We start from the raw sequence: 22,801 nt of genomic DNA, 5'->3' as shown, positions 1-22,801 counted from the left end.
CAGGTCAGGTCAGCAGCGCGCGGGTCGCGTCCCAGCCGTCCAGCCCGAGATCCAGGCGACGGAGGTCTTCGGGGCCCCGCAGGCGGTGCCAGCCCGGCGCGGAGGCGACCATTGTCGGCTCCGGGGCCGGGCGGCGCGCCGTGGCCACGTCGCCGGTCTCGGCGTCGAGCTCGGGCACCCATTCCAGCAGCGGCAGGCGGGCGGCCGCGCCGAGCAGGCCCCCGTTGTGCGCCGGGGCGACCGCCAGGTGGCGGGTCGACAGCGGGCGCAGCAGCTTGCCCACGAGCATGGCCGGGAGGTCGGGCGCGTCGGCGACCAGTACCGCCGCCTTGTCGTGCCCGTCGGCGGCCGCGGCGGCGAGCGCGGCGCGGATGGTCGGGGCCGGGATCTCGTAGATCCGGGTCGACGGCCAGGCGATCTTGGCGGCCAGGGGCAGGTCGGCCGTGATGGCGGCGATGGCCGGCTGGACGCGCGGCAACGGGGTCAGCAGGTCGACGAGATCCTCGGCCATGGCCGAGCGCCAGGTGTCGGGGTCGGTACCGGGCGGAGCCCAGACGACCGGCACGAGCAACGCGACGACAGCGGCAACCGTCATTCGGTGATCCCAAGACCGGCGGCCGCTGACACCCCCTCAAGATACCCCCGGGCGCGCTCCGACTTCGGATAGCGGGCAACCAGGGCCCAGAAGGCGCTGCTGTGGCTCGGGATGACCAGGTGTGACAGCTCGTGCAGCAGCACGTAGTCGATAACCCAGTCGGGCATCTCCTGCACCCGGTGAGAGATCCGGATGGTACCGTCGGCCGGCGTGCAAGATCCCCAACGCCCGTTCTGGTTCTGCACCCAGCGGACGCTCGCCGGGCGGGCGGCCGAAGGATGGTCGGGCAGGTAGCGGGCCGCGAGGCGCTGCGCCCGACCGGCCAGCTCCACATCGGTCCGCCGTGCTCGCTGCTCCCGCACCGCCAGGCGCTCGAGCATCCGGTCGACCCACTCGCGCTCCTCGGCGCGGGAGAACTGGGCCGGAATCAGCACCACCACACGCTCGCCGTCACGGTACGCCGACACCGTGCGACGGCGGCGCTTACTGCGCCGCACCTCGATGACCGGCTTGCGGGTCATGCCGGCCGCCCCCCTCGGGTCCCGCTCACGGGGGAACGCTAGCCGGAGGAAGCCATCCCTTCGCAAGGCCCAATCTCTGGGAGCGCGTCCGTAAGTCACCCATTCGTGGGCACTCGCCGGAAAGATTCCGCCGGAAGTCCGGCCTGCTCCGGGTACCCGCGACGATTTCATCCACAGCAACCCACACCGTTGCCCACACGGTTATCCCCAGGCTGTGCATAGTGTGTACGGTGCGGTTAGAGGAAGATCTTCCGATTACGCTCGGCGTGTCCCGTCTAACCGCACTTTCCCCGAGTGTCCGACAAGGCACACTCACCACGTTGGCCTAGCTGGTCAGCACCGGTGCGCGGAACGTGCCGGACCGAGATGAGGAGGGCATCGTGGCCGAGACCTACAACGGCTACTGCGTCAAGTGCAAGGAGAAGCGGGACTTCGAGGGCGAGATCGCCATCTCGAAGACCGGCATGAAGATGGCCAAGGGCGCCTGCCCGGTCTGCGGCACCACGGTCAACCGGATCCTCGGCAAGGCCTGAGCCCGCAGCTCGGCCCGCCTCGCACAGACGCACCTCGGACTGGCTTGTGGCGCCGTACCGCGCTGAGTGCCCTCCCCGCCCGGCATTCGGCCGGATCGGTCCGCGCTTTGTGACGGACATTTCCGGAATATCGGTCCTGCGGCAGTCAGCGAGGTTCGCCATCCACGCCGAGGGACCGAAGCTTCAGATGCTCGCGTGGACCCCGCGCGGTACGCGGCCTTTGCCCCTTTCCCTGTGGATAACCAGCCCGCCGGCTGTGGATAACGCCGGCCGGCGGTGGATCGTCCTGTGGACAACCACCGTCGGCCGGCGGCGGGCGTGGGAGCGTTGGGGCATGCGACCGAGGCTGCTTCCGGGGCTGCGGCGCCTCTGGCGCGACGAGCGGACCATCCAGCTGGGCACCGACCCGGCCACCGCCGTCGTGCTCGAGCTGAGGCGGCCGGGGCTGGCGCGGGTGCTCGACCTGCTCGACGGGTCGCGCACGCTGCAGCGGGTGTTCACTGAGGCCCGGCCGTTCGGGGTGGACGGGGCGGAGGTGCTCGACCTGGTCGAGGCGCTGCGGGCCACGGGGATGGTGGTGGCCGCGCACGAGATGCTGCCGACCGGGCTGCGGCCGGACGAGGGGGATGGGCTCACTACCGAGGCGGCGGCGATCAGCCTTCGGCTGCGGGCGGGGCTGACGGGGGCGGATCGGGGCGGGCCGGAGTCTGGGGCGGAGCCGCCACCAGTGACTACTACGCAGCCAACAGCGGCCGCCTCGATGGAGCTGCGGCCGGTTTCCGCGGCGGACCGGGCGAGTGAGGCGGCGACGGGGCGGGCGACTTCAGCGGGAGAGGCCGCGCTGGAGCTACAGCCGGTGTCCGGGGCGGCGCGGCCTACAGAGGCGGCGCGACCCACGGCGGCGCAAGTGCGGCCGATGTCCGGTGCGGAGCGGCCCACGGTGGCGACGCGGTCGGGGACGGCCGGAGCGCGGCGGCAGACGGCGGCCGGGGTGTTACGACGGCGCCGGGCGGCACGCGTGATCGTGGCCGGTGACGGGCCTCTGGTGGCGCCGCTGGCCGCGGCGCTGGCCGGGGCCGGGGTCGGGCACGTCGAACCGGTGGTCGAGGGCCGGGCGACGGCCGCGGATGTGGCGGTCGGCGGCCTGGCCCGCGACGACGTGGCGGCCTCGCGGTTCCTGGCCACTTCCACCGCGATCGCTCGGCACGCGCCCTGGGTGCGGGTGACGCCCGGGCGCGAGGACGGCATCGACTTCGTGGTGCGGGTGGGCGACCGGCGCCTCGACGCGCTCGACCGGCGCGGGGTGCGCTTGCATCTGCTGCCGCGGCTGGAGGTGCGGGTGCGGCTCGGCACGGTCATCGTCGGCCCGCTCGTCCGGCCCACCCGGTCGCCGTGCCGCGGCTGCCTGGAACTGCACCGGCAGGATCGCGACCCGGCCTGGCCCGCGCTCGCGGCCCAGCTGGCCACCGCCCCGCCGGGCATCGGCGAGCCGTGCAGCCTGACCACGGCGATGGCGGGGGCGGCGTTCGCGGCCGACGAGGTGTTGTCGTACCTGGACGGGATCGCACTGCGCACCGAGGCGGCGATCGTCGAGATCCCCCGGCCGGGAGAGATCCGGCGCCGGGAGTGGACCGCCCATCCGCGCTGCGACTGCCGTCGCCGACGACGGACCGGCCCGAAGGGACAGGGGGTGCCTTGAGCGAGCAGACCGCGCTGGATGTCTGGCACTCCATCGCAGAGCGCGGGCCCGAAAGCGGCCCGATGCGGCCCCGGCCGGGCGAGCAGAGAACTCCGCTCGGTCACATTCGGGGCCGCCCCGAAGCGGACGCCGGGGGCCCGAAAAGGGCGGACATCCACGCTGTGACTGCCGTCGCCGTCGTCGGGGTGGCTCGAGCGGGTAAGAATGACTTGTGACCGAGATCCCTAGGGGCGCAGTGGCCCGCACCGCACGGCTGGCGTCGCTTCCCCTCGGGCTGGCCGGGCGCGCCGCGCTCGGGCTGGGCAAGCGCGTGACAGGCATGGCCGCCGAAGTCGTCTCCGCCGATGTGCAGCGCCGCACCGCCGAGCACCTGTTCAGCGTTCTTGGGCAGCTCAAGGGCGGTGCGATGAAGATGGGGCAGGCGCTGTCGGTCTTCGAGGCCGCGCTGCCCGAGGAGCTCGCCGGGCCGTACCGGGCGGCCCTGACCAAGCTCCAGGAGGCGGCCCCGCCGCTGCCCGCCGCCAGCGTGCACAAGGTGCTCGCCGAGTCGCTCGGGGCCGACTGGCGCGAAAGGTTCAAGGAGTTCGACGACAAGCCGGCCGCCGCCGCGTCCATCGGGCAGGTGCACCGGGCCGTGTGGTTGGACGGGCGGGACGTGGCCGTCAAGGTCCAGTACCCGGGGGCCGGCGACGCCCTGCGCTCCGACCTCAACCAGCTGGCGCGTTTCGCCGGGCTCTTCAAGGCGATCCAGCCCGGCCTGGACGTCAAGCCGCTCGTGGCCGAGATCCGCGAGCGGGTCACCGAGGAGCTGGACTACGAGCTCGAGGCGCGCTCGCAGACCGCGTTCGCCGCGGCCTTCGCCGACGATCCCGACATTTTCGTGCCCCCGGTGCTCGCCTCCTCGCCCCGCGTCCTCGTCACGGAGTGGGTGGAGGGGACGCCGCTGTCGGGGATCATCTCCAGCGGTACCGAGGAACAGCGCAACCGGGCCGGGCATCTCATGGCGCTGCTGCACTTCTCCGCCCCGGCCCGGGCCGAGATGCTCCACGCGGACCCGCACCCCGGCAACTACCGCCTGCTCGACGACGGCCGGCTCGGCGTGCTCGACTTCGGCGCGGTCGCCCGGCTGCCCGGCGGGCACCCCGACATCATCGGCCGGCTGACCCGCCTGGCCCTGGCCGGCGACGCCGAGGCGGTGCTCGACGGCCTGCGGCAGGAGGGGTTCATCAAGGGCGACGCGAAGGTCGACGCGCCCGCGGTGCTCGGTTACATCCGGCCGATGCTCGACCCGCTGGCCGAGGACGAGTTCCAGTTCACGCGGGCCTGGCTGCGCGGGGAGGCGACCCGGCTGGCCAACCCCAAGAGCCCGGCGTACGCGCTGAGCCGCCAGCTCAACCTGCCCCCGTCGTACATGCTGGTGCACCGCGTCACGCTCGGCTCGATCGGCGTGCTGTGCCAATTGGAAGCGAAGGCCGCCTATCGCTCCATCCTGACCGAGTGGCTGCCGGGGTTCGCCGAGCCGGAGGCCAAGAAGGCCCGGCGCAAGAAGTAGCAGCCGGCGCAGCAAAGGCGCAGTACAAGCAGCAGAGGCCGGCGCGGAGAGGCCGGCCGAAGCAGCGGTAGCGGAGGCGCAGAAGGCCGCCGCAAGCAGTCGTAGCGGACGCGCAGAAGGCCGCCGCAAGCCGCAGCAGCGGACGCGCAGAAGGCCAGCGCAAACCGCAGCAGCGGACGCGCAGAAGGCTGGCCCAAGCAGCAGTAGCCGGCACGAAGAAGGCCCGGCGCGAAGAAGGCCCGGCGCGAAGAAGGCCCGGCGCGAAGAAGGCCCGGCGCGAAGAAGGCCCGGCGCGAAGAAGGCCCGGCGCGAAGAAGGCCCGGCGCGAAGAAGGCCCGGCGCGAAGCAGGCCCGGCGCGAAGAAGGCCCGGCGCGAAGCAGGCCCGGCGCGAAGAAGGCCCGGCGCGAAGCAGGCCCGGCGCGAAGCAGGCCCGGCGCGAAGCAGGCCCGGCACGAAGCAGGCCCGGCGCGAAGAAGGCCCGGCGCGAAGAAGGCCCGGCGCGAAGAAGGCCCGGCGCGAAGAAGGCCCGGCGCGAAGAAGGCCCGGCGCGAAGAAGGCACGCGCGAAGAAGGCACGCGCGAAGAAGGCACGCGCGAAGAAGGCACGCGCGAAGAAGGCACGCGCGAAGAAGGCACGCGCGAAGAAGGCACGCGCGAAGAAGGCACGCGCGAAGAAGCAGCAGTAACAGGACATGGAAACGGGCCCCTCCGCGTGAAGGGGCCCGTTTCTCGTCATCAGGGTCAGGGTCGGGTCAGGAAACGCTCCTGCTCGCGACGAGCGCGCATGGCGACCTGACGGGCGGACGGGTAAGCCTCAGAGTGGATGGCAGTCTGAGGCCGACGCATTCGCGCTCTCGACAGTGCTTCGTGAAGTAGTTGCAAAGACATCGCGTAACTCCTGGGTCGGTCGGTGACGAACTCGGTGGAACTAAGCCGGGTCGGCTGCGCGGCGCGCAGTCCTCGGCTGGCCGGCTGGCGATGTGCGCTCATCTCAGGCCGCCACACCGGCGACCACGGCCGCCGTACGGGCGGCAACCTCGCCGCGCAGGACGGCGTCGCGAGCGACGTCCTCCTTGCGCGGGCGGCCCCGCGGACGCTTACGCGGCACAACCGCGCCGCGCTCGAAGATCTCGCCGCCCCAGACGCCCCAGGGCTCGGCGCGCTCGATCGCGCCCGCCAGGCACTCGGCGCGGAGCGGGCACTCCACGCAGAGCGACTTCGCGAGCTCGAGCTCCGCCGGCGAGTCGGCGAACCACAGGTCCGGGTCGAAGGTGCGGCACGGCAGGTCGGACTTCACACCCCGCGCAGCCGCACGGAGACGCTCGTCCGAGGCCGGGTCGATGCGCACATCGATCGATGCCAAGGCCAGGCTCATCCCGGTCACCCCTTTCTGTCTTTCGATCGTTTGGTGTGATCGTTCGGTGCAAACGAATGAGGCCGCGGATCCCGGTTACGGGTTCCGCGGCCTCGAGGTGAGCCGGTTGGTCGGTCTGTTAGACCGGCCTGCCTCGAGGTGGTATGCCGCGGACTCCGCCATTGGGCTTCGGAGCCGTCATGTCGTCGTGCTTCGCGCTGAACCCAGTGGTCCCCTGAACCCGGATTCCGCGCTGGTCGAGCAGAGCCGCCGAGGCGACGTGGATCTCATCGGTCGTGACGTCGGTCCGGATCTCCGCCGGCTCGGTCTCCCGAACCGCCAGATCCACCCGGGCCGACCCGGTAGCGCCCGCGACGAGCGCGGCCGGAACCAGAGCAGCCGGAACGCCGGTAACGCCCGCAACGCGCGCGGTCGGAACCAGAGCAGCCGGAACGCCGGTAACGCCCGCAACGCGCGCGGTCGGAACCAGAGCAGCCGGAGCCAGGGCAGAGTCCTGCCATTGCCGGGAAGCGGTCGGCGCTGTCGACAAGCAGAGGGCAGGCAGCAGCGCGTGCCGCTCCGAGGTCAGATAGAGCTTCACGGGTCCCACCTTCTCTCTAGCTACTCGTCGTGAGTCGACCGCCGGTCGTCCGGCGTCGTGTTCGCAGGCTATGCCGTGCCCCAACGGTAGGGCAAACGATTTATCGGGGAAAGTTTTTTGTCAGTTTCCAGCCCCCGGGCAACCGCTCGCGCCGGTACTCAGTGTGCCATGTCGGGCCAGCTCGTGGTGCCCCGAAACGCTCAAACTTCATCGATGGACCGGGCCAGCGCGTCGACGCTCGTGCCACCCACGAGGGCGATGACGTCGTCGCCGTACAACATCAGCTTTCGCGGCCCGATCCCCGCAATGGCGGCCAGCTCCTCGCGGCGCGACGGCCGCCGCTCGGCGATCGCGGACAGCGTCACGTCGGTGAAGACCACGAACGCCGGCACCTTCTGGATCGCGGCCAGCCGGGCCCGCCAGTCCACCAGCCGGGCCAGCAGGTCCTCGTCGAGGTCCGACGGGCACGTCGAGCAGCGCCCGAGCTTGCGGTCGGCCCCGTTGACCAGCCCGGTGCCACACACCCGGCACGACACGGCCATGACCCGCCGGACCCGCCCGGCCACGGCGGCCTTGTCCAGCGGGCGGCGCGGAGCGGGCGCGGCGCCGGCCGAGGCCGCGCCGGCCGAGGAGGTCGTGGGCACGAACCGGCTCGGCCGCCGGGCCCGGCCGCCGGGGGTGCGCGCGGCCGCGTGCGAGAGCCAGAGAGTGTGGCGGGCGCGGGTGACGCCGACGTACAGCAGCCGCCGCTCCTCCTCCACCGCGTCCGGCGTGCGGGCGTGGATCACCGGGAGGGTCCCCTCGGTGAGCCCGACGAGGAACACGGCGTCCCACTCGAGCCCCTTGGCGGAGTGCAGCGAGGACAGCGTGACGCCTTCGACGGTCGGCACGTGCTGCAGGGCCGACCGCCGCTGCAGCTCGGTGTTGAACTCGTCCAGCGACAGCGTCGCCATGCCCTCGGCCAGGTTGACGAGCGCGGCGACCGCCTCCCAGCGCTCCCGCTGGGCCCCGCCGGCGGGCGGGGCGTCGGCGCGCCAGGCCACCCGCTCGAGGGCCGTGTGCACGATCTCGAGCAGCCCGCCCTCGTGCGGGCCGCGGTAGGAGCGCAGCGCGATCATCGCCTCGCGGACCTCGGTGCGCTCGAAGAAGCGCTCGGTGCCGTGTACCACGTAGGGGATGCCGGCCTCGGCCAGCGCCTCCTGGTAGACCTCGGACTGGGCGTTGACCCGGAACAGCACGGCGATCTCGCGCGCCGGGGTGCCGGCGGCGATCAGCTCCGCGCAGCGCGCCGCCACGGCCGCGGCCTCCTCGGGCTCGTCGGCGAAGGTCTTCACGGTCGGCTCCGGACCGGCCGGGCGCTGCCCGACGAGCTCCAGCCGCAGCCGGGACAGCTCGCCGCGGGCGCGGGAGATGACGGCGTTGGCGAGGCCGACGACCTGCGGGGTGGAGCGGTAGTCGCGGGTGAGCCGGACGACCGTGGCGCCGGGGTGGCGGCGGCGGAAGTCCACGAGGTACGACGCGCTCGCCCCGGTGAACGAGTAGATCGTCTGGCTGGCGTCGCCGACGACGGTGAGGTCTTCGCGCCCGCCCAGCCAGGCGTCGAGCAGCCGCTGCTGCATCGGGTTGACATCCTGGTACTCGTCGACGACGAAGTGCCGGTACTGCGCCCGGACCTGCTCGGCGACGTCCGGGTGCTCCTCGACGGCCCAGATCGCGGCGCGGATCATGTCCTCGAAGTCGATCACGCCCTGGGCGCGCTTGGCCCGCTCGTAGTGCGCGTACACCTTGCCGACCAGGGCCCCGTCGAACGGCGGCTCGCGCAGCGCCTTGGCCGCCGCGGCCGCGTAGTCGTCCGGCTCGATGAGCGACGCCTTGGCCCACTCGATCTCGCTCGCGAGGTCGCGCGACACCTCGCGGTCGGTCTTCAGCCCAGCCTTGGTCGCGGCCAGGCCCACCAGCCGGGCCTTGCTGTCCAGCAGCTGGGGCATGTCACGGCCGGAGAAGAGCCGGGGCGCGAAATACCGCACCTGGCGCAGCGCCGCCGCGTGGAACGTGCGCGCCTGCACCCCGTCGGCGCCCAGGCGCCCCAGGCGCTCGCGCATCTCGGCGGCCGCGCGCGCGGTGAACGTCACGGCGAGGACGTGCTGGGCCCGGACCTGCCCGGACCGGACCCGGTGGGCGATGCGATGCGTGATCGCCCTGGTCTTGCCCGTCCCCGCGCCGGCGAGGATGCACAGGGGTCCCGCCGGGGCGGTCACGGCGATGGACTGGTCCCGGTCCAATCCCGCGAGAATCTCTGAGGAGTCCGCCACAGCTGGACATCATTCCAGTTGGGTACGACGTTATGCCGTATCGCCTGTGTGACCCCGCCGATGCTTTCTGGAGGAACCACCCCATGCTGACCATGTACTCCACCACCTGGTGCGGCTACTGCCACCGCCTCAAGACCCAGATGGACCGCGAGGGCATCCAGTACCAGGTGATCGACATCGAGCGGGACCCCGCGGCCGCGAAGTTCGTCGAGACCGTCAACGGCGGCAACCAGACGGTTCCGACCCTGCGCTTCGACGACGGCGTGTCCATGACCAACCCGACGATCGTGCAGGTCAAGAAGCATCTGGAAACTGTCGGTAGCTGAACTGGAGCAAATCCGTTACGGTGGCTGGCTAGAAACGCCGGGATTCGATGGAGTTCCCTGGATGGGAAGGCCGGCCACCATGCGGGTTGCCCGTCTGTACGCCGTGCGCAACGCGCCGGAGCGGCCGCGGGTGGCCGATCCCGAGCGGCGCCGCCGGATCGCCGACTACCTCGCGGGCGGCACGACGATAGGCCGCGGCCACGGGCCGGCCGTGCTGCACACCGACGGGCTGTGGCTGTGGCCGGAGCGCTTCGTGGGCGAGATCCGCGACGAGGGCCTCGCGCCCGAGCCCGACCTGCTCGCGCGCATGCACGCCCACTCCTACCGGCCCGAGGCGCCCGCGCCCGGGGAACGGCTCAACGACGAGGCGATGCGCGCCTGGCGCGCCGGGCCGCCGGTGGACCCGCGGCAGCTGGTCACGTACTTCGTGCGGGTCAGTCCCGAGACGACGCCGGAGCGCCCGCTGTCGCTGCTGCGGCGCACGGTGGGCCCGGCGGGCGGGGTCGCCGAGGAGGCCGTCTGGCGCGACCTCGCCTGGCACCCCACCAACGCCTTCGTGAGCCAGCGCAACGCCCAGTCCGGCTCGGTGACGCTTCGCGGAGACCGACCCGGACCAGGCGTCGACGACGAGCTGCGCGAGGTCTCCCCGGCGCACGCCGCCGCCGTCCTGGACCGCTGGTGCGCGGACTGGCACCGCGAAGCGCTCAGGCGTACAGCCAGGACGTGATCAGGTAGTGCGCGATCGAGGCCGGGAACGGCAGCCCGAACTCGGCCGACTCGCCCGCGAGCACCGCCGCGATCTCGCTCCGCGTCAGCCACCGCGCCTCCGCGATCTCCTCCACGTCGACGGTGATCGCCGCGCCCTCCGGGGCGAGCGCGTGGAAGCCGAGCATCAGCGAGCCCGGGAAGGGCCAGGGCTGGCTGGCGAGGTACGTGACCGCGCCGACGCGCACGCCGACCTCCTCGAGCACCTCCCGGGCGACCGCCATCTCGGCCGACTCGCCGGGCTCCACGAACCCGGCGAGGGTGGAGAAGCGCGGCACCGTGGCGCCGAGCGCCTTCCACTGCGCGTTGAACCCGAGCAGGCAGCGCCCGTCCGGGCCGGCCACGCCGTCGTGCACGAGCATGATCACCGCGGGGTCGGTGCGCGGCCAGAGCGTCTCCTCGCCGTCCTCGGTCACCCGCACCCAGCCGCCCTGGGCGGGGCGGGTCAGCCGGCCGCTCAGCGGGCTGTACGGGTGGCGCGAGTGCCAGTTGGCCAGCGCGACCGAGGTGATGAACAGCCCCGCGGGCAGGTCGGTCAGGGCCGCCCCGACCTGGCGCAGGTTGACCCGGCGGGTGCCCTCGGACTCGGTGACGTCGGCGGCGACCGCGAAGTACACCGTGCCGTCGTCCTCCTCACCGAGGAAGAAGCGCTCCCCCGCCGGCGCGTCGGCGGGATCGATGAAGACCAGCTCCGGCGCGTCGCCCGGGTGGACCAGCACGTGGCCGTCGTCGACCACCACGACCCGGGCCCGTTCGAAGGCCGCGGCGAGCCAGGCCTCGTCGGTGCGCCGGTGCGCGGCCCGGTCGAGCGGGCCGCGCGCGAACGGCGGAGCGTCGGGAACTAACGCGGTCATGCCACCTCCTCGCTGCGCTCGTCGGCGGCCTGACCGTCGAGCTGGGCTTCCCGATGCCCGGCCCCTCCGCCCAGTCTGGCTCGATGAGGCTTCGCGCCGATCGACCCAGACCAGGCGCCGCTTCGCTCCGGACCGGTCATGCCGCCTCGGCGCGCTGGACCGAGGTGAGGGCGGCGAGCCCGGACTCGATCCGGGCGGCGTCGCCGAGGACGACGGCGGCGGCCCGGGCCGGGGCCAGGTACTGCGCGGCCGCCGCGGCCACGTCCTCCTTGCTCGCCTTGGCCAGCCGGGCGGCGTGCTCGGCCAGGTAGTCCAGCCGCAGCCCGAAGCCCGCGTAGGTGGATACCAGCCCGGCCAGCCCGGCCTGGGTGGACATCCCGAGCTGGAGCGTGCCCAGCGCGTACTGCCGCGCCTGCTCCAGCTCCTCGTCCTTCGGCGGGAGGCTGGCGATCCGCCCGAGCTCGTACAGCGTCTCCAGCAGCGCCGGACCGGTCACCTCGGTGGCGACCTCGGCGGAGACCACGAGCGCGGAGCCGGCGACGGCGTGCTCGATGAGCGAGTGGGGGCCGTAGGTGTATCCCTTGTCCTCGCGGATGTTCTCGACCCAGCGGGAGGAGAAGTACCCGCCGAAGACCAGGTTCGCCAGCTGCAGCGCGGCGTGGTCGGGGTGCCGGCGCGACACCGCCGGCAGCGCCAGGCGCAGCGAGGACTGCACCGAGTCGGGCCGGTCGACCAGGGTCAGCGGGCCGGGCTCGAGCGCCGGGGCGGGCGGCAGCTCGGCCAGCAGGCCGCCGCCGTTCCACTTGCCCAGCATCCGCTCGGCCGCGGCGATCGCCTGCTCCGGCTCGAGGTCGCCGACGACCACGAGCGTGGCGCCGGCCGGATGTACCCGTTCGCTGTGCAGCAGTCGCAGCTCGTCGGGTACGACCGACTCGACCTGCTCCGGCGCCGGGGTCTGCACCGCGTAGGGGTGGGCGCCGTACATCCGCTTGAGCAGCGCGACCCGGGCCAGGTGGCTCGGCTGGCTCTGCGCGACGCGGATCCGGTCGACGAGGCGGGCGCGCTCGGTGTCGACCTCCTCCGCCGGGTACGCGGCGTCGGTGAGCACGGCCGAAAGGATGTCCAGCAGCCGGTCGAGGCCGTCCACCAGGGAGTTGCCCGAAATCAGCAGGCGGTCGGGGTCGGCCCCGGCGGAGAGCCCGCCGCCGACCTTCTGCAGCTCGGCCGCGATGTCGACGGTCGACATGGTCGAGGTGCCGGACAGCACCGTCTGGGTCAGCAGCGCGGCCCGGGACAGGTCGGCCTGGGCGAAGGGCATCCGGAGCCGGACCTCCGCCAGCGGCACCGACGGGCGGCGCAGCGCGATCACGGTGAGGCCGTTGTCCAGGGTGTGCTCGACGGTCGAGGGCACCTTGAGCGCGCGGTTGGGCCCGAGGACCGGCAGGGCGCGCGAGGGGGTTGGCACAGTCACTTGGCTCCTCCGGCGATGACCTCGACCGCGGCGCGGCGGGACGGCACGAGCTGGGCCGCGGCCGCGACGATCTGCTCCTCGGTGACGTCACCGATCAGCGTGTGGAGCCGGTTGAGCAGCTCCGGCTCGCCGCGCTGCTGCTCCAGCACGGCCATCTGCAGGGCGCGGCCGAGCACCGCGTCGGTGTCGCGCAGCAGGTGGGTGGCCATGCGCGCCTGGGTCCGGCTCAGCTCGTCGGGGGCGAGCCCGTCGCTCGCGATGCGGGCGCACTCCTCCTCGACGGTGCGCAGCACCTTGTCGACGTCGCCGCCGGGAGGGAGGTGGGCCTGCAGCACCAGGGCGGTGGGGTCGCGTACCGCGAAGGGCTCCCCCATGAAGCCGATGTACCCGCCGACGCTGGTCACCGACCGGTCCCGCAGCACCAGCCGCTCGACCAGGCGCGACGCGTCGCCGTCGGTGAGGACCTCGGCGAGCACCACATAGGGCAGGTAGCCGGCGAGGTCGTTGACCGGGTCGGGCACCCGCCAGGCGGCCGCGATGGCGGGCAGCGGCGCCAGCCGGTCCTCGTAGGTGGAGCGGCGCTCGGCGGTGAGGTCGGGCTCGGTGAAGTCGGGGCGCACCGGCGCGGGCCGGGCCGGCACGTCGCCGAAGTGCCGCTCGACCAGCTCGGTCGCGGTGGCCACGTCGAAGTCCCCGGAGACCGCGAGCACGGCGTTGCCGCAGGCGTAGTACCGGTCGAAGAAGTCGGCCGCGTCGGCCACGGTCGCCGACTCGAGGTCCTCGAACGAGCCGTAGCCGTCGTGGGCGTTGGCGAACGTGTCGAACATGACCGGGGGGAGCCGCAGCCAGGGGAAGCCGCCGTAGGGGCGGTTGAGCACGTTGACCCGGATCTCCTCCTTGACCACGTCGATCTGGTTGCGGAGGTTCTCCTCGGTCAGCCGCGGCGCGCGCATCCGGTCGGCCTCGAGGAAGAGGGCCCGCTCCAGCGCGTTGGAGGGCAGCGTCTCGAAGTAGTCGGTGTAGTCGAAGTGCGTCGAGCCGTTGAACGTGCCGCCCGAGCCCTGCACGTGCCGGAAGTGGGCGAGCTTCTCCAGGTTTTCCGAGCCCTGGAACATCAGGTGTTCGAACAGGTGGGCGAAGCCGGTGCGCCCCTGGGGCTCGGATCTGATGCCGACGTCGTAGACCACCGCCACGCCGACGACCGGCGCGGCGCGATCTGGGGTCAGCACCACGCGCAGGCCGTTGGCCAGGGTGAAGCGCTCGACGGGATACTTGGAAGCCGGGATCCGCACAGCGGGGCTACGACTGGACACCCACCGAATCTACTTCGTTCCGGGCCGAAATCCGGATTCGGCGTTCGGCCAGACCGGCGTAGACGCCCACTCCGGCGATCACGGCGAGCAGCGGCAGGCCCAGCAGCCAGCCGTAAGGCCCGCGGGAGCGCGGTGTCGAGGGTGCCGCGACCGGCGTGGTCGCCGGAGAGACGGCGAGTGATGTTGATCTCACCGAAGGTGACGGCGAGGGGCTCGGCAGCCGCCGGGTGAGCGCCTGGACGAGATCGAGCCGCCCGAGGCCGTTGTCGGCGTCGGGGCCGGCCGGGCCCGCGTCGACCGCGGTCAGCGTGAGCCGGCGGACGATCTCGGGCGCCTTGACCCCCGGGTACGCCGCCCGGACCAGCGCGACCGCGGCCCCGAGGATGCCGGGCGAGGCGCTGCCGTCGTCGACGCGGTACCGGTTGCCGCTGTTCGTGGTCATGATCTGGAACCCGGGCACGCCCAGGCCCAGCTTGCGGCCGCTCGCCGAGCTCACGAGCACCTCGCCGGTGCGGGTGAGCGGAACCGCGGCGAGCACGCCGTCGTAGGCGGCCGGGTAGGGCTCGAAGTCGCGGCCGGGCTGGTCGCCGTCGGCGGCCACGATTATCGCGTCGGCGGCCTGGGCGTCGCGGACCGCCTGCAGCAGCCGCTCGCTGCCGGCCACCGAGTACCCGATCACGATGACCGCGGTGCGCTGGGCGATCGCCGCCTCGATGCCGGCCGCGAGCTCGTCGCCGGTGGGCGCCCGGCCGACCGGGGTGTCGAGCACGATCGGCTGCACCTTGGCGCCGGGCGCGATGCCGATGACGCCGTCGGCGTGCTCAGGGCCGTGGCCCTGACCGGCGATGATGCCGGCGAGCGCGGTACCGTGCCCGTCCGGGTCGGCCTCCGGGACGCCGGCGGCCGGCGGGTCCGAGGGGCTCGGCGCGGCCCCGGGGTCGCCCGGCGTGGTGACGCGGACGGGGTCGAGCACGGCGCCGGCGAGGTCGGCGTGGGCCCGGTCGACGCCGCGGTCGATCACCGCGACCGTCACGCCCTCGCCGCGGGTGTGCCCGTTGGCCTCGGCGACGCTGAGGTACCGCAGGTGCCACTCGGTGTCGCGGATGACGTCGGCCCGGGCGGCGCCGGCGGGCACCACGGCCGCGAAGAGTCCGAGGGCCACCGCGGCCAGCCGCTGCTTCATGCGGGCTAGCGTGCCGGATGGATGCAAGCGGCGCCACTTGCCCTGCTCAGACGGGGCGGATGCTCTCGGGGGCCTCGTCGGCGACGTAGTCGAACTGACGGTGCGTGTCGGGGATGGACACGTACAGGATCGCCGCCTCGGGCTTGCCCAGGTCCACCAGGGCGATCGAGACCAGTTCGCTCTTGGCCCGCAGCCCGGGCTGGTTGAAGTGCAGGCGGAACTTGAGCAGCCGGGCCGGGCGCCCGCCCAGCGTCAGGTCCTTCGCCGCGATCTGCTCGAGCTGGTTGCCCTTGGGGTAGAAGCTGACCCGCACGTCGGCGGCGATCTGGTCGCCGACGCAGTGCAGGTCGAGCACCATGCCGTCGTTTACCGCGGCCGGAACGTGGCCGGACAGGATCGTGGCATGGTAGTCGGCGCCGGCCCCGTCGTAGTTCGGCTCGGTGACGAAGTCCTGGCCGATGCGGTACGTGATCTTGAGTTCGCCCTGGTCGCGCCAGTTCTCGGCGAGCGGGCGCCAGGGTTGGCCGTACTGCTTGTAGCTGATCCCGGACTCGCCGTCGCTCGTGCGCGGACCCGGCGGGACCTCCTCGCCGCCCTGGTTCGGGTTGTCCGGCGGGATCGTCGGCGGCGGGCAGCGCCGCGCCAGCTCGGGCCGGGTGTCGCTGGGCCCCTCGGCCTGCTTGTTGAACAGCCCGCCCGGCGTGGTCGCGTTGTTGGTCATCACCGACACGAGGATCACGATGAGCCCGATCGCGACGACCAGGATGGCGCCCCCGCCCAGCCACTTCAGGATTCGCTGGTTGCGGCGGATCGGATCGTCGTCGCCGGCGCGCTCGAGATCCGGCAGATCCGGCGGCGGTACCACGGGAGGCGTCCCCGACCGCCCGACCCGCCCGGACGCGTAGCCCCCCGCGACCCGCTGCTCGCGCCGGCGGAACGGTTCGGCGGGTGCGGCTGATGGCGACGCGGGCACGGTGACCGGTTCGATCACGGTCTGTGTGTCCGGCGTCGCCCACGGCGAATTCTGCTCGGTCATGTCAAAACCCAGTGTCGCAGCCGAATGCGACGGCGACCAGCAGCCCCCCGCCCCGCCCAGCTGGGGATTCGCTGGGGGTTGTGGACTACGGCTGCGGGTGGGGCGGCGGGTGCAGCTGGGTGACCTGCGGATAGCGGTGCGAATCGGCCGCCGCCACGGGTCCGATGACCACGAGCGCAACGGTCAGCACCCCGGCGGTGGCAACGCCCACCACCAGTGCGACTTCGCGAACGTACGGTGCCTGCATGTTGAGCGCTCCCCCTCGCATGCCCTCTTGGACAGCTTCGGGGACGGATCGGTTGCACCGACAGGCGCGTGTCGGAAGCTTGCCAATTCATTGAGACTTGGCTGTTACCTAGGTGGCGGGAAGCTCCGTGATGAGGGCGAGCAGCCCGGCCTCGTCCAGCAGGTCGGCCGGGCGGACCGTCTCGCCGCTGCGCACGTAGAAGAACGCGGCCCCGACGCCGGCCAGGGGCACCCCCCGCAGCTGCGCCCACGCCAGGCGGTAGGCCGCCAGCTGCACCGCCGCCGCCGTCGCGTCCACACCGCCCGGGCGCCCGCCGGTCTTCCAGTCCACGACGTCGAAGCGGCCGTCCGGGTACCGGTAGACCGCGTCCATCCGCCCGCGCACCACCACCCCGGCGATCACCGACGCGAACGGCACCTCGACGTCGAGCGGCACCCGGTCGGCCCATTCGCTGGCCAGGAACCGCGCCTGCAGGTCGGCCAGCGCCGAGTCGGGGGCGGCGTCCTCGTCGGCCGCGCCCGGCAGCTCGTCGAGGTCGATCAGCCGCTCGGCCCGGAAGCGCTGCTCGAGCCAGTGGTGGAAGGCGGTGCCGCGGCGCGCGTACGGGTCCGGGCGGGCCGGCAGCGGGCGGCGCAGCGAGCGGGCCAGCCGCTGCGGGTCGCGGCGCAGCGACACCAGCTGCGACACCGAGAGGTGCCCGGGCAGCGCGACCTCGACCGTCCCGCCGGCCCGGGGCGCGAGCCGGGCGCGCTCGGCCAGCAGCAGCTCGGCCTCGCCGGCCCAGCGCGCCACGAGCGGGTCGCCGGTGTCCAGGGGCGCCTCGGGGTCGGCCGCGCGGACCAGCTCGGCGGCCGCCTCCAACAGCGGGCGGCGGTGGCCGAGCGGGTCGGCGGGCCAGCTGGCGCTGGGCACGTCGGCGGCGGTCGGGTTCTGCGCGTCGGCCTCCGGCTTGGGCGCCCAGACGTCGACCACCCCGGCCCCGGCCAGGCAGCGCTCGCGGATCTCGTCCAGGAACACCGAGGCGCCGCGGGCCCGCTTGACCCCCTCACCCCACCAGTACCCGCTCGCCAGCAGCAGCCGGCGGGGGCGGGTGACGGCGACGTACGCGAGCCGCCGCTCCTCCCGGATGTCGTGCTCGCGCCAGTCCCGGGTGAACGTCTCCAGCGCCCCGACCACGCCCTTGATGTCCTCGACGCCGGCGAGGCGCAGCGCGGGCAGCCCGGCGTGGTCGCCGCGCAGCGGGAACGGCAGCACGCCGAGGCCGCGCAGCCAGTGGTCGCCCGCGTTGCTCGGCCCCGGGAAGACGTCCGTGCACAGCCCGGCGACGGCCACCACGTCCCACTCCAGGCCCTTGGCCGCGTGCGCGGTGAGGATCTGCACCGCCCCGGCGACGACCTCGACCTCGCCCGGGGCCAGGCCCCGCTCCTCGTTCTCGGCCGCGGCCAGGAACGCCAGGAACGCGCTCAGCGTGGCACCCTCCGACTCGGCGGCGAAGCGGGCCGCGATGTTGCCGAACGCGTCGAGGTGGCCCCGGGCCAGACCGGCGTCGCCGGGGCGGGCGGCGACCTCGACGTCGAGGCCGGTGACGCGCTCCAGGTCGGCGACGAGGTCGGGCAGCGGCTGGTCGAGCCGGCGGCGCAGGGCACGCAGCTCGCCGCCGAGGCGCACGAAGCGGCGGTGGCCCTCCTCGGAGTACAGCTCGGGGTCGCCCAGGTCGTCGAGGGCCTCCACGAGTACCGCCTCGTCCAGCCGGTCCGCGAGCTCCGGCTCGGCGGCGCTGTCCCCGTGGCGGCGCGCGGCGGCGAGCGCCCGGGCGCGCCGGTAGAGGGCGACCAGGTCCCGCGGGCCGATCCGCCACCGGGGGCCGGTGAGGATGCGCAGGAGCGCCGCGCCCTCGGCGGGGTCGGCGAGCACCCGCATGATGCTCACCACGTCGCGTACCTCGGGGGTGTCCAGCAGCCCGCCGAGGCCGACGACCTCGACCGGCAGGCCCCGCGAGCGCAGCGCGTTCTCCAGCGCCGGGATCTGGGCCCGGGTCCGCACGAGCACGGCGGTCGACGGGCGGTCCTCGACGGGGATGTCGTACGGGAACGTGTCCGGCTCGACCTTCGCCGCCAGCCGCCACGAGGCGAGGACCCGGTCGGCGAGCCAGGCGGCCTCCTCGGTGTACGTGTCGAGCAGGGCGCAGTGCACGGTCGCGGTCGAGGCGGGCTCGGCGAGCACGTCGGCCGGGGCGAGCTCGGCGACGCGGGCGCCGTACGCGCGCAGCGGCGCGGACAGGGTGTTGGCGATGTCGAGGATCTCGGGCCGGTTGCGCCAGCTCGTGGTCAGCTCCATCAACGGCGCCGGCTCCTCGGCCGTCACCGGGAACTCGGCCGGGAAGCGCTCCAGGGTGCCGGCCGAGGCGCCGCGCCAGCCGTAGATGGACTGGCACGGGTCGCCGACCGCGGTGACCGGGTGGCCGCCGCCGAACAGGGCGCGCAGCAGCACCACCTGGGCGTGGGAGGTGTCCTGGTACTCGTCCAGCAGCACGATCCGGAAGCGGTCCCGCTCGACCTGGCCGACCTCGGGGTGCGCGGTCGCGACGGCCGCCCCGCGCGACAGCTGGTCGCCGAAGTCCATCGCCTCCAGCAGGGCCTTCTTCTCGGCGTACTGCCGGATCAACGGCAGCAGCTGCAGGCGCGCCTGCTGCCGGGAGAGCACGTCGCGCACCGGCTTGGCCATCTTGCCGGTCTTCGAGCCCATCTCGGCGAAGAACCGCCCCGTCCACGCGGCCACGTCGGCGGGCTCGCGCAGGTGCTCGGCCAGGTCGCCGGCGAGGTGCAGCACCGCATCGACAACGGTCGACGGGGCGGCCGAGACCGCGGTCATGTCGCCGTCGTACGCGCGCACGACCGCGTCGGCGAGCTGCCAGCACGCGGCCTCGGTCAGCAGCCGGGTCGACGGCTCGAACCCGGCCCGCACGCCGTGCTCGCGCACGACCCGGGCCGCGTACGAGTGGTAGGTGGCCACCGTCGGCTCGCCGACGGTGAGTTCGGTCTCGGCGCGGCCCCCACCTCCGATTCTGCGCACGAGCTGGCCGAGGCGCTGGCGCACCCGGTGCGAGAGCTCACCGGCGGCCTTGCGGGTGAAGGTCAGGCCCAGGATCTGCTCCGGGCGGGCGTGGCCGTTGGCGACGAGCCAGACGACCCGGGCCGCCATCGTCTCGGTCTTGCCCGACCCGGCGCCGGCCACCACGAGCAGCGGCCCGACCGGCGCGGCGATGACCTTCGCCTGCTGCGGCGTGGGCGCCGGCAGTTTCAGCAGTCGGGCCAGCTCCAAGGGCGTCATGTGACGTGGCGGCCCTTGCCCGAGACCGGGCACGCGGTCTTCACCGGGCAGACCCGGCACTTGTTGTTGACCACGGCGCTGAAGGTCGAGGCGGCCATCGTCTTCGCGGTGCGCTGCACCAGGGCCTGGGCCCAGTTCGGGTCGTCGGCCTCGCCCAGCGGCGGCTGGACCTGCTCGCGCGCGGTGTTGGTCTCGCCGCCCAGCTGTACCAGCGCCGCGCCGCCGGCCACCGACGACTCCTCGAACGCGCCGAGCTCGATCGCGGCCTGGTACGCGGCCAGCTGCGGGTGCTCGGCCAGGTTGGCGTTGGCCGGGATCGACTTGCCGGTCTTGAGGTCCACGACCACGAGCCGCCCGTGCTCGTCGAGCTCCAGCCGGTCGACCCGCCCCTTGATCTCCACCGGCGCCTCGGGGTCGGCCAGCTCCACGAGGAAGTCCTGCTCGATCGCGACGAGCCGGCGCGGGTTGCCGGCCAGCCAGCCGATGAGCTTGTCGAGCATGGTCTCCGCGCGGTCCCGCTCCCGCCCGGCGAGCCACCGGGCCGAGAGCTCGATGGCGTCGAAGCGGTCGGCGACGTACGCCACCAGCTGCGCCCGGTCCGCGCTGGCGTCGGCGGCCAGCATCGCCGCGGCGTGCACGAGGTTGCCGATGGACTGCTCCGGCGACGGGGTCAGCGCCCCGCCGTGGCGCTCCAGCAGCCACCGCAGGCTGCACCGCTCGACGCTCTCCACGGTGGACGGGGTCACCTGCACCGGCTCGCCCGGGTCGACCAGCGGCCGCTCGTCGGACAGCGCCGGCAGGCCCCACCAACCGCCGGGATCCGCCCCCGGTACCTCCTGTTGCGCGAGGCGCGCCAGCAGCGCGGCGGCCGCGGCCCGCCGCTCCTCGGGCGCGTCGGGGTCGACCAGCGCGACCCGCAGCTCGGCCACCAGCGTCGGCAGCGTGAGCGCGCGGGGCGCCTCGAACCCGGGCTGCTCGTCGTCGATCGACAGCTCGATGAGGAACCGGCTCGGCTGCTCCTCGCCGTCGCCCGACGCGACCGCGGTCACCAGCACCTGCTCCCGGGACCGCGACACGGCCACGTAGAACAGCCGCCGCTCCTCGTCCAGCAGCGCCGAGAGCCGCCCGATGGTCTCCATCGTCCGCCCGGCCAGCACCTCGACCAGCAGCTCCGAGCCGAGCACGCTGCCGCGCAGCCGCAGGTCGGGCCAGACGCCCTCCTGCACCCCGGCCACGGCGACGACGTCCCACTCCAGGCCCTTGGCGGCGTGCGCGGTGAGGATGCGCACGGCGTCGCCGCGGTCGGCCATGGGGGCGAGGTTGTCCGCCGGAAGGTCCTGGCCCTCGACATGGTCCAGGAACACGTCGGTACCCGCGCCCGGCAGCCGGTCCGTGAAGCGCGCGGCCGCGTCGAAGAGCGTCACGACCGCGTCGAGGTCCCGGTCGGCGGCCGCGCCCCGGTGCCCGCCGCGCGCGCTCAGCGCCGACCAGCGCTCGGCCAGACCGCCGGCGTGCCACACCGCCCACAGCACCTCCTCGGCCGTCGCGCCCGGGCGGGCCGCGGCGTCGCGGGCCTGCTGGAGCAGCCCGGCCACGGCCCGCGCGGGCGCCGCCCAGCGCCGCTCGACCATCGCCAGCTCGGCCGGGTTGCGCAGCGCCGCGAGCAGCAGCAGGCCCGAGGGCCGCCGGTCCCCCGCGGCCAGCGCGAGCGCCCGCAGCCCCTGCCGCAGCCGCCGCTCGGCCAGCGGGTCGGCCCCGCCCAGCGCCGAGTGCAGCAGCGCGACCGCCGCGTCCTCGTCCAGCCGCGCGTCGTCCAGCGCGCACCGCAGGAGCAGCAGCAGCGGCGCGACCGCCGGCTGCAGGTGCAGCGGCAGGTCCTCGGCCTCGGTCGTCGTCGGTACCCCGGCGGTGTGCAGCGCCCGCTGCAGCGGGGCGAGCTGCCGCGCGGTCGAGCGCACGACGACCGCCATCCGCGCCCACGGGATGCCGCGCAGCAGGTGCGCCTCCCGCAGCCGGTGCGCGATGAACGCGGCCTCGGACGTCTCGGACGCGAACGTGCGCGTCTCGACGCTGCCGCCGGCCCGCTGCGGGAGCATCGCCCGGTGCCGCGAGGGCCCGCGCAGGCGCGCCGCGACCCGTCCGATCGGCGCGAGGAGGCCCTCGCCGAGCCGCCGGGAATGAGGCAGCGTCACCTGTACCGCACCCGGGAAGTACTGCTCGAAGTCGTTCACGATCGCCGGGTCGGCGCCGCGGAAGGCGAAGGTCGAGGAGTCCGGGTCCGCGAAGGCCACGAGGTGCTTGCCGTTGCCGGCGACGAGCTCCAGCAGCTCGACCTGGGCGGGGTCGGTGTCGGGGAGCTCGTCGACGTACACGTACCGCAGCCGGTTGCGCTCCCTGGCCAGCAGGTCCTCGTCGTCGGCGAGCATCCCGGCGGCGGCGCGCACGAGCTCGGCGTAGTCGTAGGCCACGGAGCCGCGCCCGGTCGCGTCGCGCAGGGCGAGCACCTGGAGGTACTCGCGGAAGAAGACCGCCGCGGCGCTCCAGTCGCTGCGGCGGTGCACCCGCGCCAGCGCCGCGAGCCCGTCCGGCCCGACGCCCCGCTCGACCGCGCGCAGGAGCAGGTCGCGCAGCTCGGTCGCGAACGCGCGCGTGTTGAGCGCGCTGCGCAGCGCCTCCGGCCATGGCGCAGCCGACTCCGGCAGGAGCTCGCGGATCACCAGGTCCTGCTCGGGCCCGGTGAGCAGCCGCGGCGACGCCTCGCCGCGGTCGACGGCGGCCCGGCGGAGGAGGCCGAACGCGTACCCGTGAAAGGTCCTGACCATCGGCTCGGCCGTCGTGCGCAGTCCGCTGGAGCGCCCGAGCCGCGCCTCGATCCGGTCGCGCAGCCGGCTCGCCCCGCGCCGCCCGAAGGTCAGGACCAGGATCGACTCCGGGTCCTCCCCGTCGGCGACGCGCTGAGCGACGGCCTCGACCAGCGTGCTCGTCTTGCCGGTGCCGGGCCCGCCGACGACGAGCAGCGGCCCCCGGACGTGCTCCACGACGAGCCGCTGCCACGGGTCGGCCGCGACCGGAACGGCCCGCCCCGGCGCGCGGCGCACGAGCCGGTAGG

General features: G+C 73.9%; 18 protein-coding genes. 5 read left to right on the top strand and 13 right to left on the bottom strand.

The features are described 5' to 3' along the window. Positions 1 to 4: 4 nt before the first annotated feature. Positions 5 to 595: a hypothetical protein gene (locus ACPPVO_RS05430; RefSeq protein WP_426510159.1), complete on the bottom strand. Its 591-nt coding sequence runs from the start codon at positions 593 to 595 to the stop codon at positions 5 to 7. Continuing rightward, the gene (locus tag ACPPVO_RS05425) at positions 592 to 1,116 is read right to left on the bottom strand and encodes a M48 metallopeptidase family protein (RefSeq protein WP_360379784.1); all 525 of its coding nucleotides are present in this window, start codon (positions 1,114 to 1,116) and stop codon (positions 592 to 594) included. The genes ACPPVO_RS05430 and ACPPVO_RS05425 overlap by 4 nt, the downstream gene beginning before the upstream one ends. Before the next feature lie 377 nt (positions 1,117 to 1,493). Between ACPPVO_RS05425 and ACPPVO_RS05420 the strand changes: the two genes are divergently transcribed. The 3 genes from ACPPVO_RS05420 to ACPPVO_RS05410 all read left to right on the top strand — a co-directional run bounded on the left by ACPPVO_RS05420 (position 1,494) and on the right by ACPPVO_RS05410 (position 4,900). Further along, a complete protein-coding gene (locus ACPPVO_RS05420; protein WP_425516560.1) occupies positions 1,494 to 1,649 on the top strand; it encodes a DUF5679 domain-containing protein in 156 nt (51 codons plus the stop codon). 334 nt (positions 1,650 to 1,983) lie between these two features. Next, positions 1,984 to 3,348: a hypothetical protein gene (locus ACPPVO_RS05415; RefSeq protein WP_426510158.1), complete on the top strand. Its 1,365-nt coding sequence runs from the start codon at positions 1,984 to 1,986 to the stop codon at positions 3,346 to 3,348. 211 nt (positions 3,349 to 3,559) lie between these two features. Next, positions 3,560 to 4,900: an ABC1 kinase family protein gene (locus ACPPVO_RS05410; RefSeq protein WP_426510157.1), complete on the top strand. Its 1,341-nt coding sequence runs from the start codon at positions 3,560 to 3,562 to the stop codon at positions 4,898 to 4,900. A 991-nt stretch (positions 4,901 to 5,891) separates the two neighbouring features. Here ACPPVO_RS05410 and ACPPVO_RS05405 read toward each other — a convergent pair. From ACPPVO_RS05405 to ACPPVO_RS05395, 3 genes are all read right to left on the bottom strand, one after another. Then, positions 5,892 to 6,275, bottom strand: coding sequence for a WhiB family transcriptional regulator (locus tag ACPPVO_RS05405; protein WP_360379792.1), 384 nt, complete (start codon positions 6,273 to 6,275; stop codon positions 5,892 to 5,894). A gap of 118 nt (positions 6,276 to 6,393) precedes the next feature. After that, positions 6,394 to 6,855 carry a hypothetical protein gene (locus ACPPVO_RS05400; protein WP_426510156.1) on the bottom strand — a complete coding sequence of 154 codons (462 nt, stop codon included), beginning with the start codon at positions 6,853 to 6,855 and terminating at the stop codon, positions 6,394 to 6,396. Positions 6,856 to 7,055: 200 nt separating this feature from the next. After that, complete coding sequence (locus ACPPVO_RS05395) at positions 7,056 to 9,167, bottom strand: ATP-dependent DNA helicase UvrD2 (protein WP_426510155.1); 2,112 nt, start codon at positions 9,165 to 9,167, stop codon at positions 7,056 to 7,058. A gap of 83 nt (positions 9,168 to 9,250) precedes the next feature. Here ACPPVO_RS05395 and ACPPVO_RS05390 point away from each other — a divergent pair, with 83 nt between their 5' ends. Both ACPPVO_RS05390 and ACPPVO_RS05385 read left to right on the top strand, forming a co-directional pair. Further along, positions 9,251 to 9,493, top strand: a complete 243-nt coding sequence (locus ACPPVO_RS05390; RefSeq protein ID WP_360379800.1) for a mycoredoxin — start codon at positions 9,251 to 9,253, stop codon at positions 9,491 to 9,493. Positions 9,494 to 9,572: 79 nt separating this feature from the next. Further along, complete coding sequence (locus tag ACPPVO_RS05385) at positions 9,573 to 10,220, top strand: hypothetical protein (protein WP_426510154.1); 648 nt, start codon at positions 9,573 to 9,575, stop codon at positions 10,218 to 10,220. Here ACPPVO_RS05385 and nudC read toward each other — a convergent pair. The 8 genes from nudC to ACPPVO_RS05345 all read right to left on the bottom strand — a co-directional run bounded on the left by nudC (position 10,198) and on the right by ACPPVO_RS05345 (position 22,790). Continuing rightward, positions 10,198 to 11,112: an NAD(+) diphosphatase gene (gene nudC, locus ACPPVO_RS05380; RefSeq protein ID WP_426510153.1), complete on the bottom strand. Its 915-nt coding sequence runs from the start codon at positions 11,110 to 11,112 to the stop codon at positions 10,198 to 10,200. The two genes, ACPPVO_RS05385 and nudC, sit on opposite strands and share 23 nt — an antisense overlap. 136 nt (positions 11,113 to 11,248) lie before the next feature. Further along, a complete protein-coding gene (locus ACPPVO_RS05375; RefSeq protein ID WP_360379806.1) occupies positions 11,249 to 12,583 on the bottom strand; it encodes a M16 family metallopeptidase in 1,335 nt (444 codons plus the stop codon). Continuing rightward, positions 12,580 to 13,875 (bottom strand): M16 family metallopeptidase, encoded by a 1,296-nt coding sequence (locus ACPPVO_RS05370; RefSeq protein WP_426514545.1) that lies wholly within the window; start codon positions 13,873 to 13,875, stop codon positions 12,580 to 12,582. Before ACPPVO_RS05370 ends, ACPPVO_RS05375 begins: the two co-directional genes overlap by 4 nt. A gap of 7 nt (positions 13,876 to 13,882) precedes the next feature. After that, positions 13,883 to 15,079 (bottom strand): S8 family serine peptidase, encoded by a 1,197-nt coding sequence (locus ACPPVO_RS05365; protein ID WP_426510152.1) that lies wholly within the window; start codon positions 15,077 to 15,079, stop codon positions 13,883 to 13,885. Positions 15,080 to 15,125: 46 nt separating this feature from the next. Next, positions 15,126 to 16,115, bottom strand: coding sequence for a hypothetical protein (locus ACPPVO_RS05360; protein ID WP_426510151.1), 990 nt, complete (start codon positions 16,113 to 16,115; stop codon positions 15,126 to 15,128). Positions 16,116 to 16,200: 85 nt separating this feature from the next. Further along, the gene (locus ACPPVO_RS05355) at positions 16,201 to 16,362 is read right to left on the bottom strand and encodes a hypothetical protein (RefSeq protein WP_426510150.1); all 162 of its coding nucleotides are present in this window, start codon (positions 16,360 to 16,362) and stop codon (positions 16,201 to 16,203) included. Positions 16,363 to 16,470: 108 nt separating this feature from the next. Further along, positions 16,471 to 19,752 (bottom strand): ATP-dependent helicase, encoded by a 3,282-nt coding sequence (locus tag ACPPVO_RS05350; RefSeq protein WP_426510149.1) that lies wholly within the window; start codon positions 19,750 to 19,752, stop codon positions 16,471 to 16,473. Beyond that, complete coding sequence (locus ACPPVO_RS05345) at positions 19,689 to 22,790, bottom strand: ATP-dependent helicase (protein WP_426514544.1); 3,102 nt, start codon at positions 22,788 to 22,790, stop codon at positions 19,689 to 19,691. Before ACPPVO_RS05345 ends, ACPPVO_RS05350 begins: the two co-directional genes overlap by 64 nt. Positions 22,791 to 22,801 lie beyond the last annotated feature (11 nt).

The sequence above is a fragment of the Dactylosporangium sp. McL0621 genome (assembly GCF_049995355.1).
In the GTDB taxonomy this organism is placed as follows: domain Bacteria; phylum Actinomycetota; class Actinomycetes; order Mycobacteriales; family Micromonosporaceae; genus Dactylosporangium.
The sequence above is the reverse complement of the archived record's forward strand: the minus strand, read 5'-3'. Positions and strand labels throughout refer to the sequence as shown.

What these genes read in the sequence shown, in the direction of transcription:
- ACPPVO_RS05415 (WP_426510158.1), top strand. Translation starts at nt 1,984, where the DNA reads ATGCGACCGAGGCTGCTTCCGGGGCTGCGGCGCCTCTGGCGCGACGAG.
- ACPPVO_RS05365 (WP_426510152.1), bottom strand. Translation starts at nt 15,079, where the DNA reads ATGAAGCAGCGGCTGGCCGCGGTGGCCCTCGGACTCTTCGCGGCCGTG.
- ACPPVO_RS05430 (WP_426510159.1), bottom strand. Translation starts at nt 595, where the DNA reads ATGACGGTTGCCGCTGTCGTCGCGTTGCTCGTGCCGGTCGTCTGGGCT.
- ACPPVO_RS05355 (WP_426510150.1), bottom strand. Translation starts at nt 16,362, where the DNA reads ATGCAGGCACCGTACGTTCGCGAAGTCGCACTGGTGGTGGGCGTTGCC.
- ACPPVO_RS05385 (WP_426510154.1), top strand. Translation starts at nt 9,573, where the DNA reads ATGCGGGTTGCCCGTCTGTACGCCGTGCGCAACGCGCCGGAGCGGCCG.
- ACPPVO_RS05360 (WP_426510151.1), bottom strand. Translation starts at nt 16,115, where the DNA reads ATGACCGAGCAGAATTCGCCGTGGGCGACGCCGGACACACAGACCGTG.
- ACPPVO_RS05425 (WP_360379784.1), bottom strand. Translation starts at nt 1,116, where the DNA reads ATGACCCGCAAGCCGGTCATCGAGGTGCGGCGCAGTAAGCGCCGCCGT.
- ACPPVO_RS05390 (WP_360379800.1), top strand. Translation starts at nt 9,251, where the DNA reads ATGCTGACCATGTACTCCACCACCTGGTGCGGCTACTGCCACCGCCTC.
- ACPPVO_RS05405 (WP_360379792.1), bottom strand. Translation starts at nt 6,275, where the DNA reads ATGAGCCTGGCCTTGGCATCGATCGATGTGCGCATCGACCCGGCCTCG.
- nudC (WP_426510153.1), bottom strand. Translation starts at nt 11,112, where the DNA reads ATGACCGCGTTAGTTCCCGACGCTCCGCCGTTCGCGCGCGGCCCGCTC.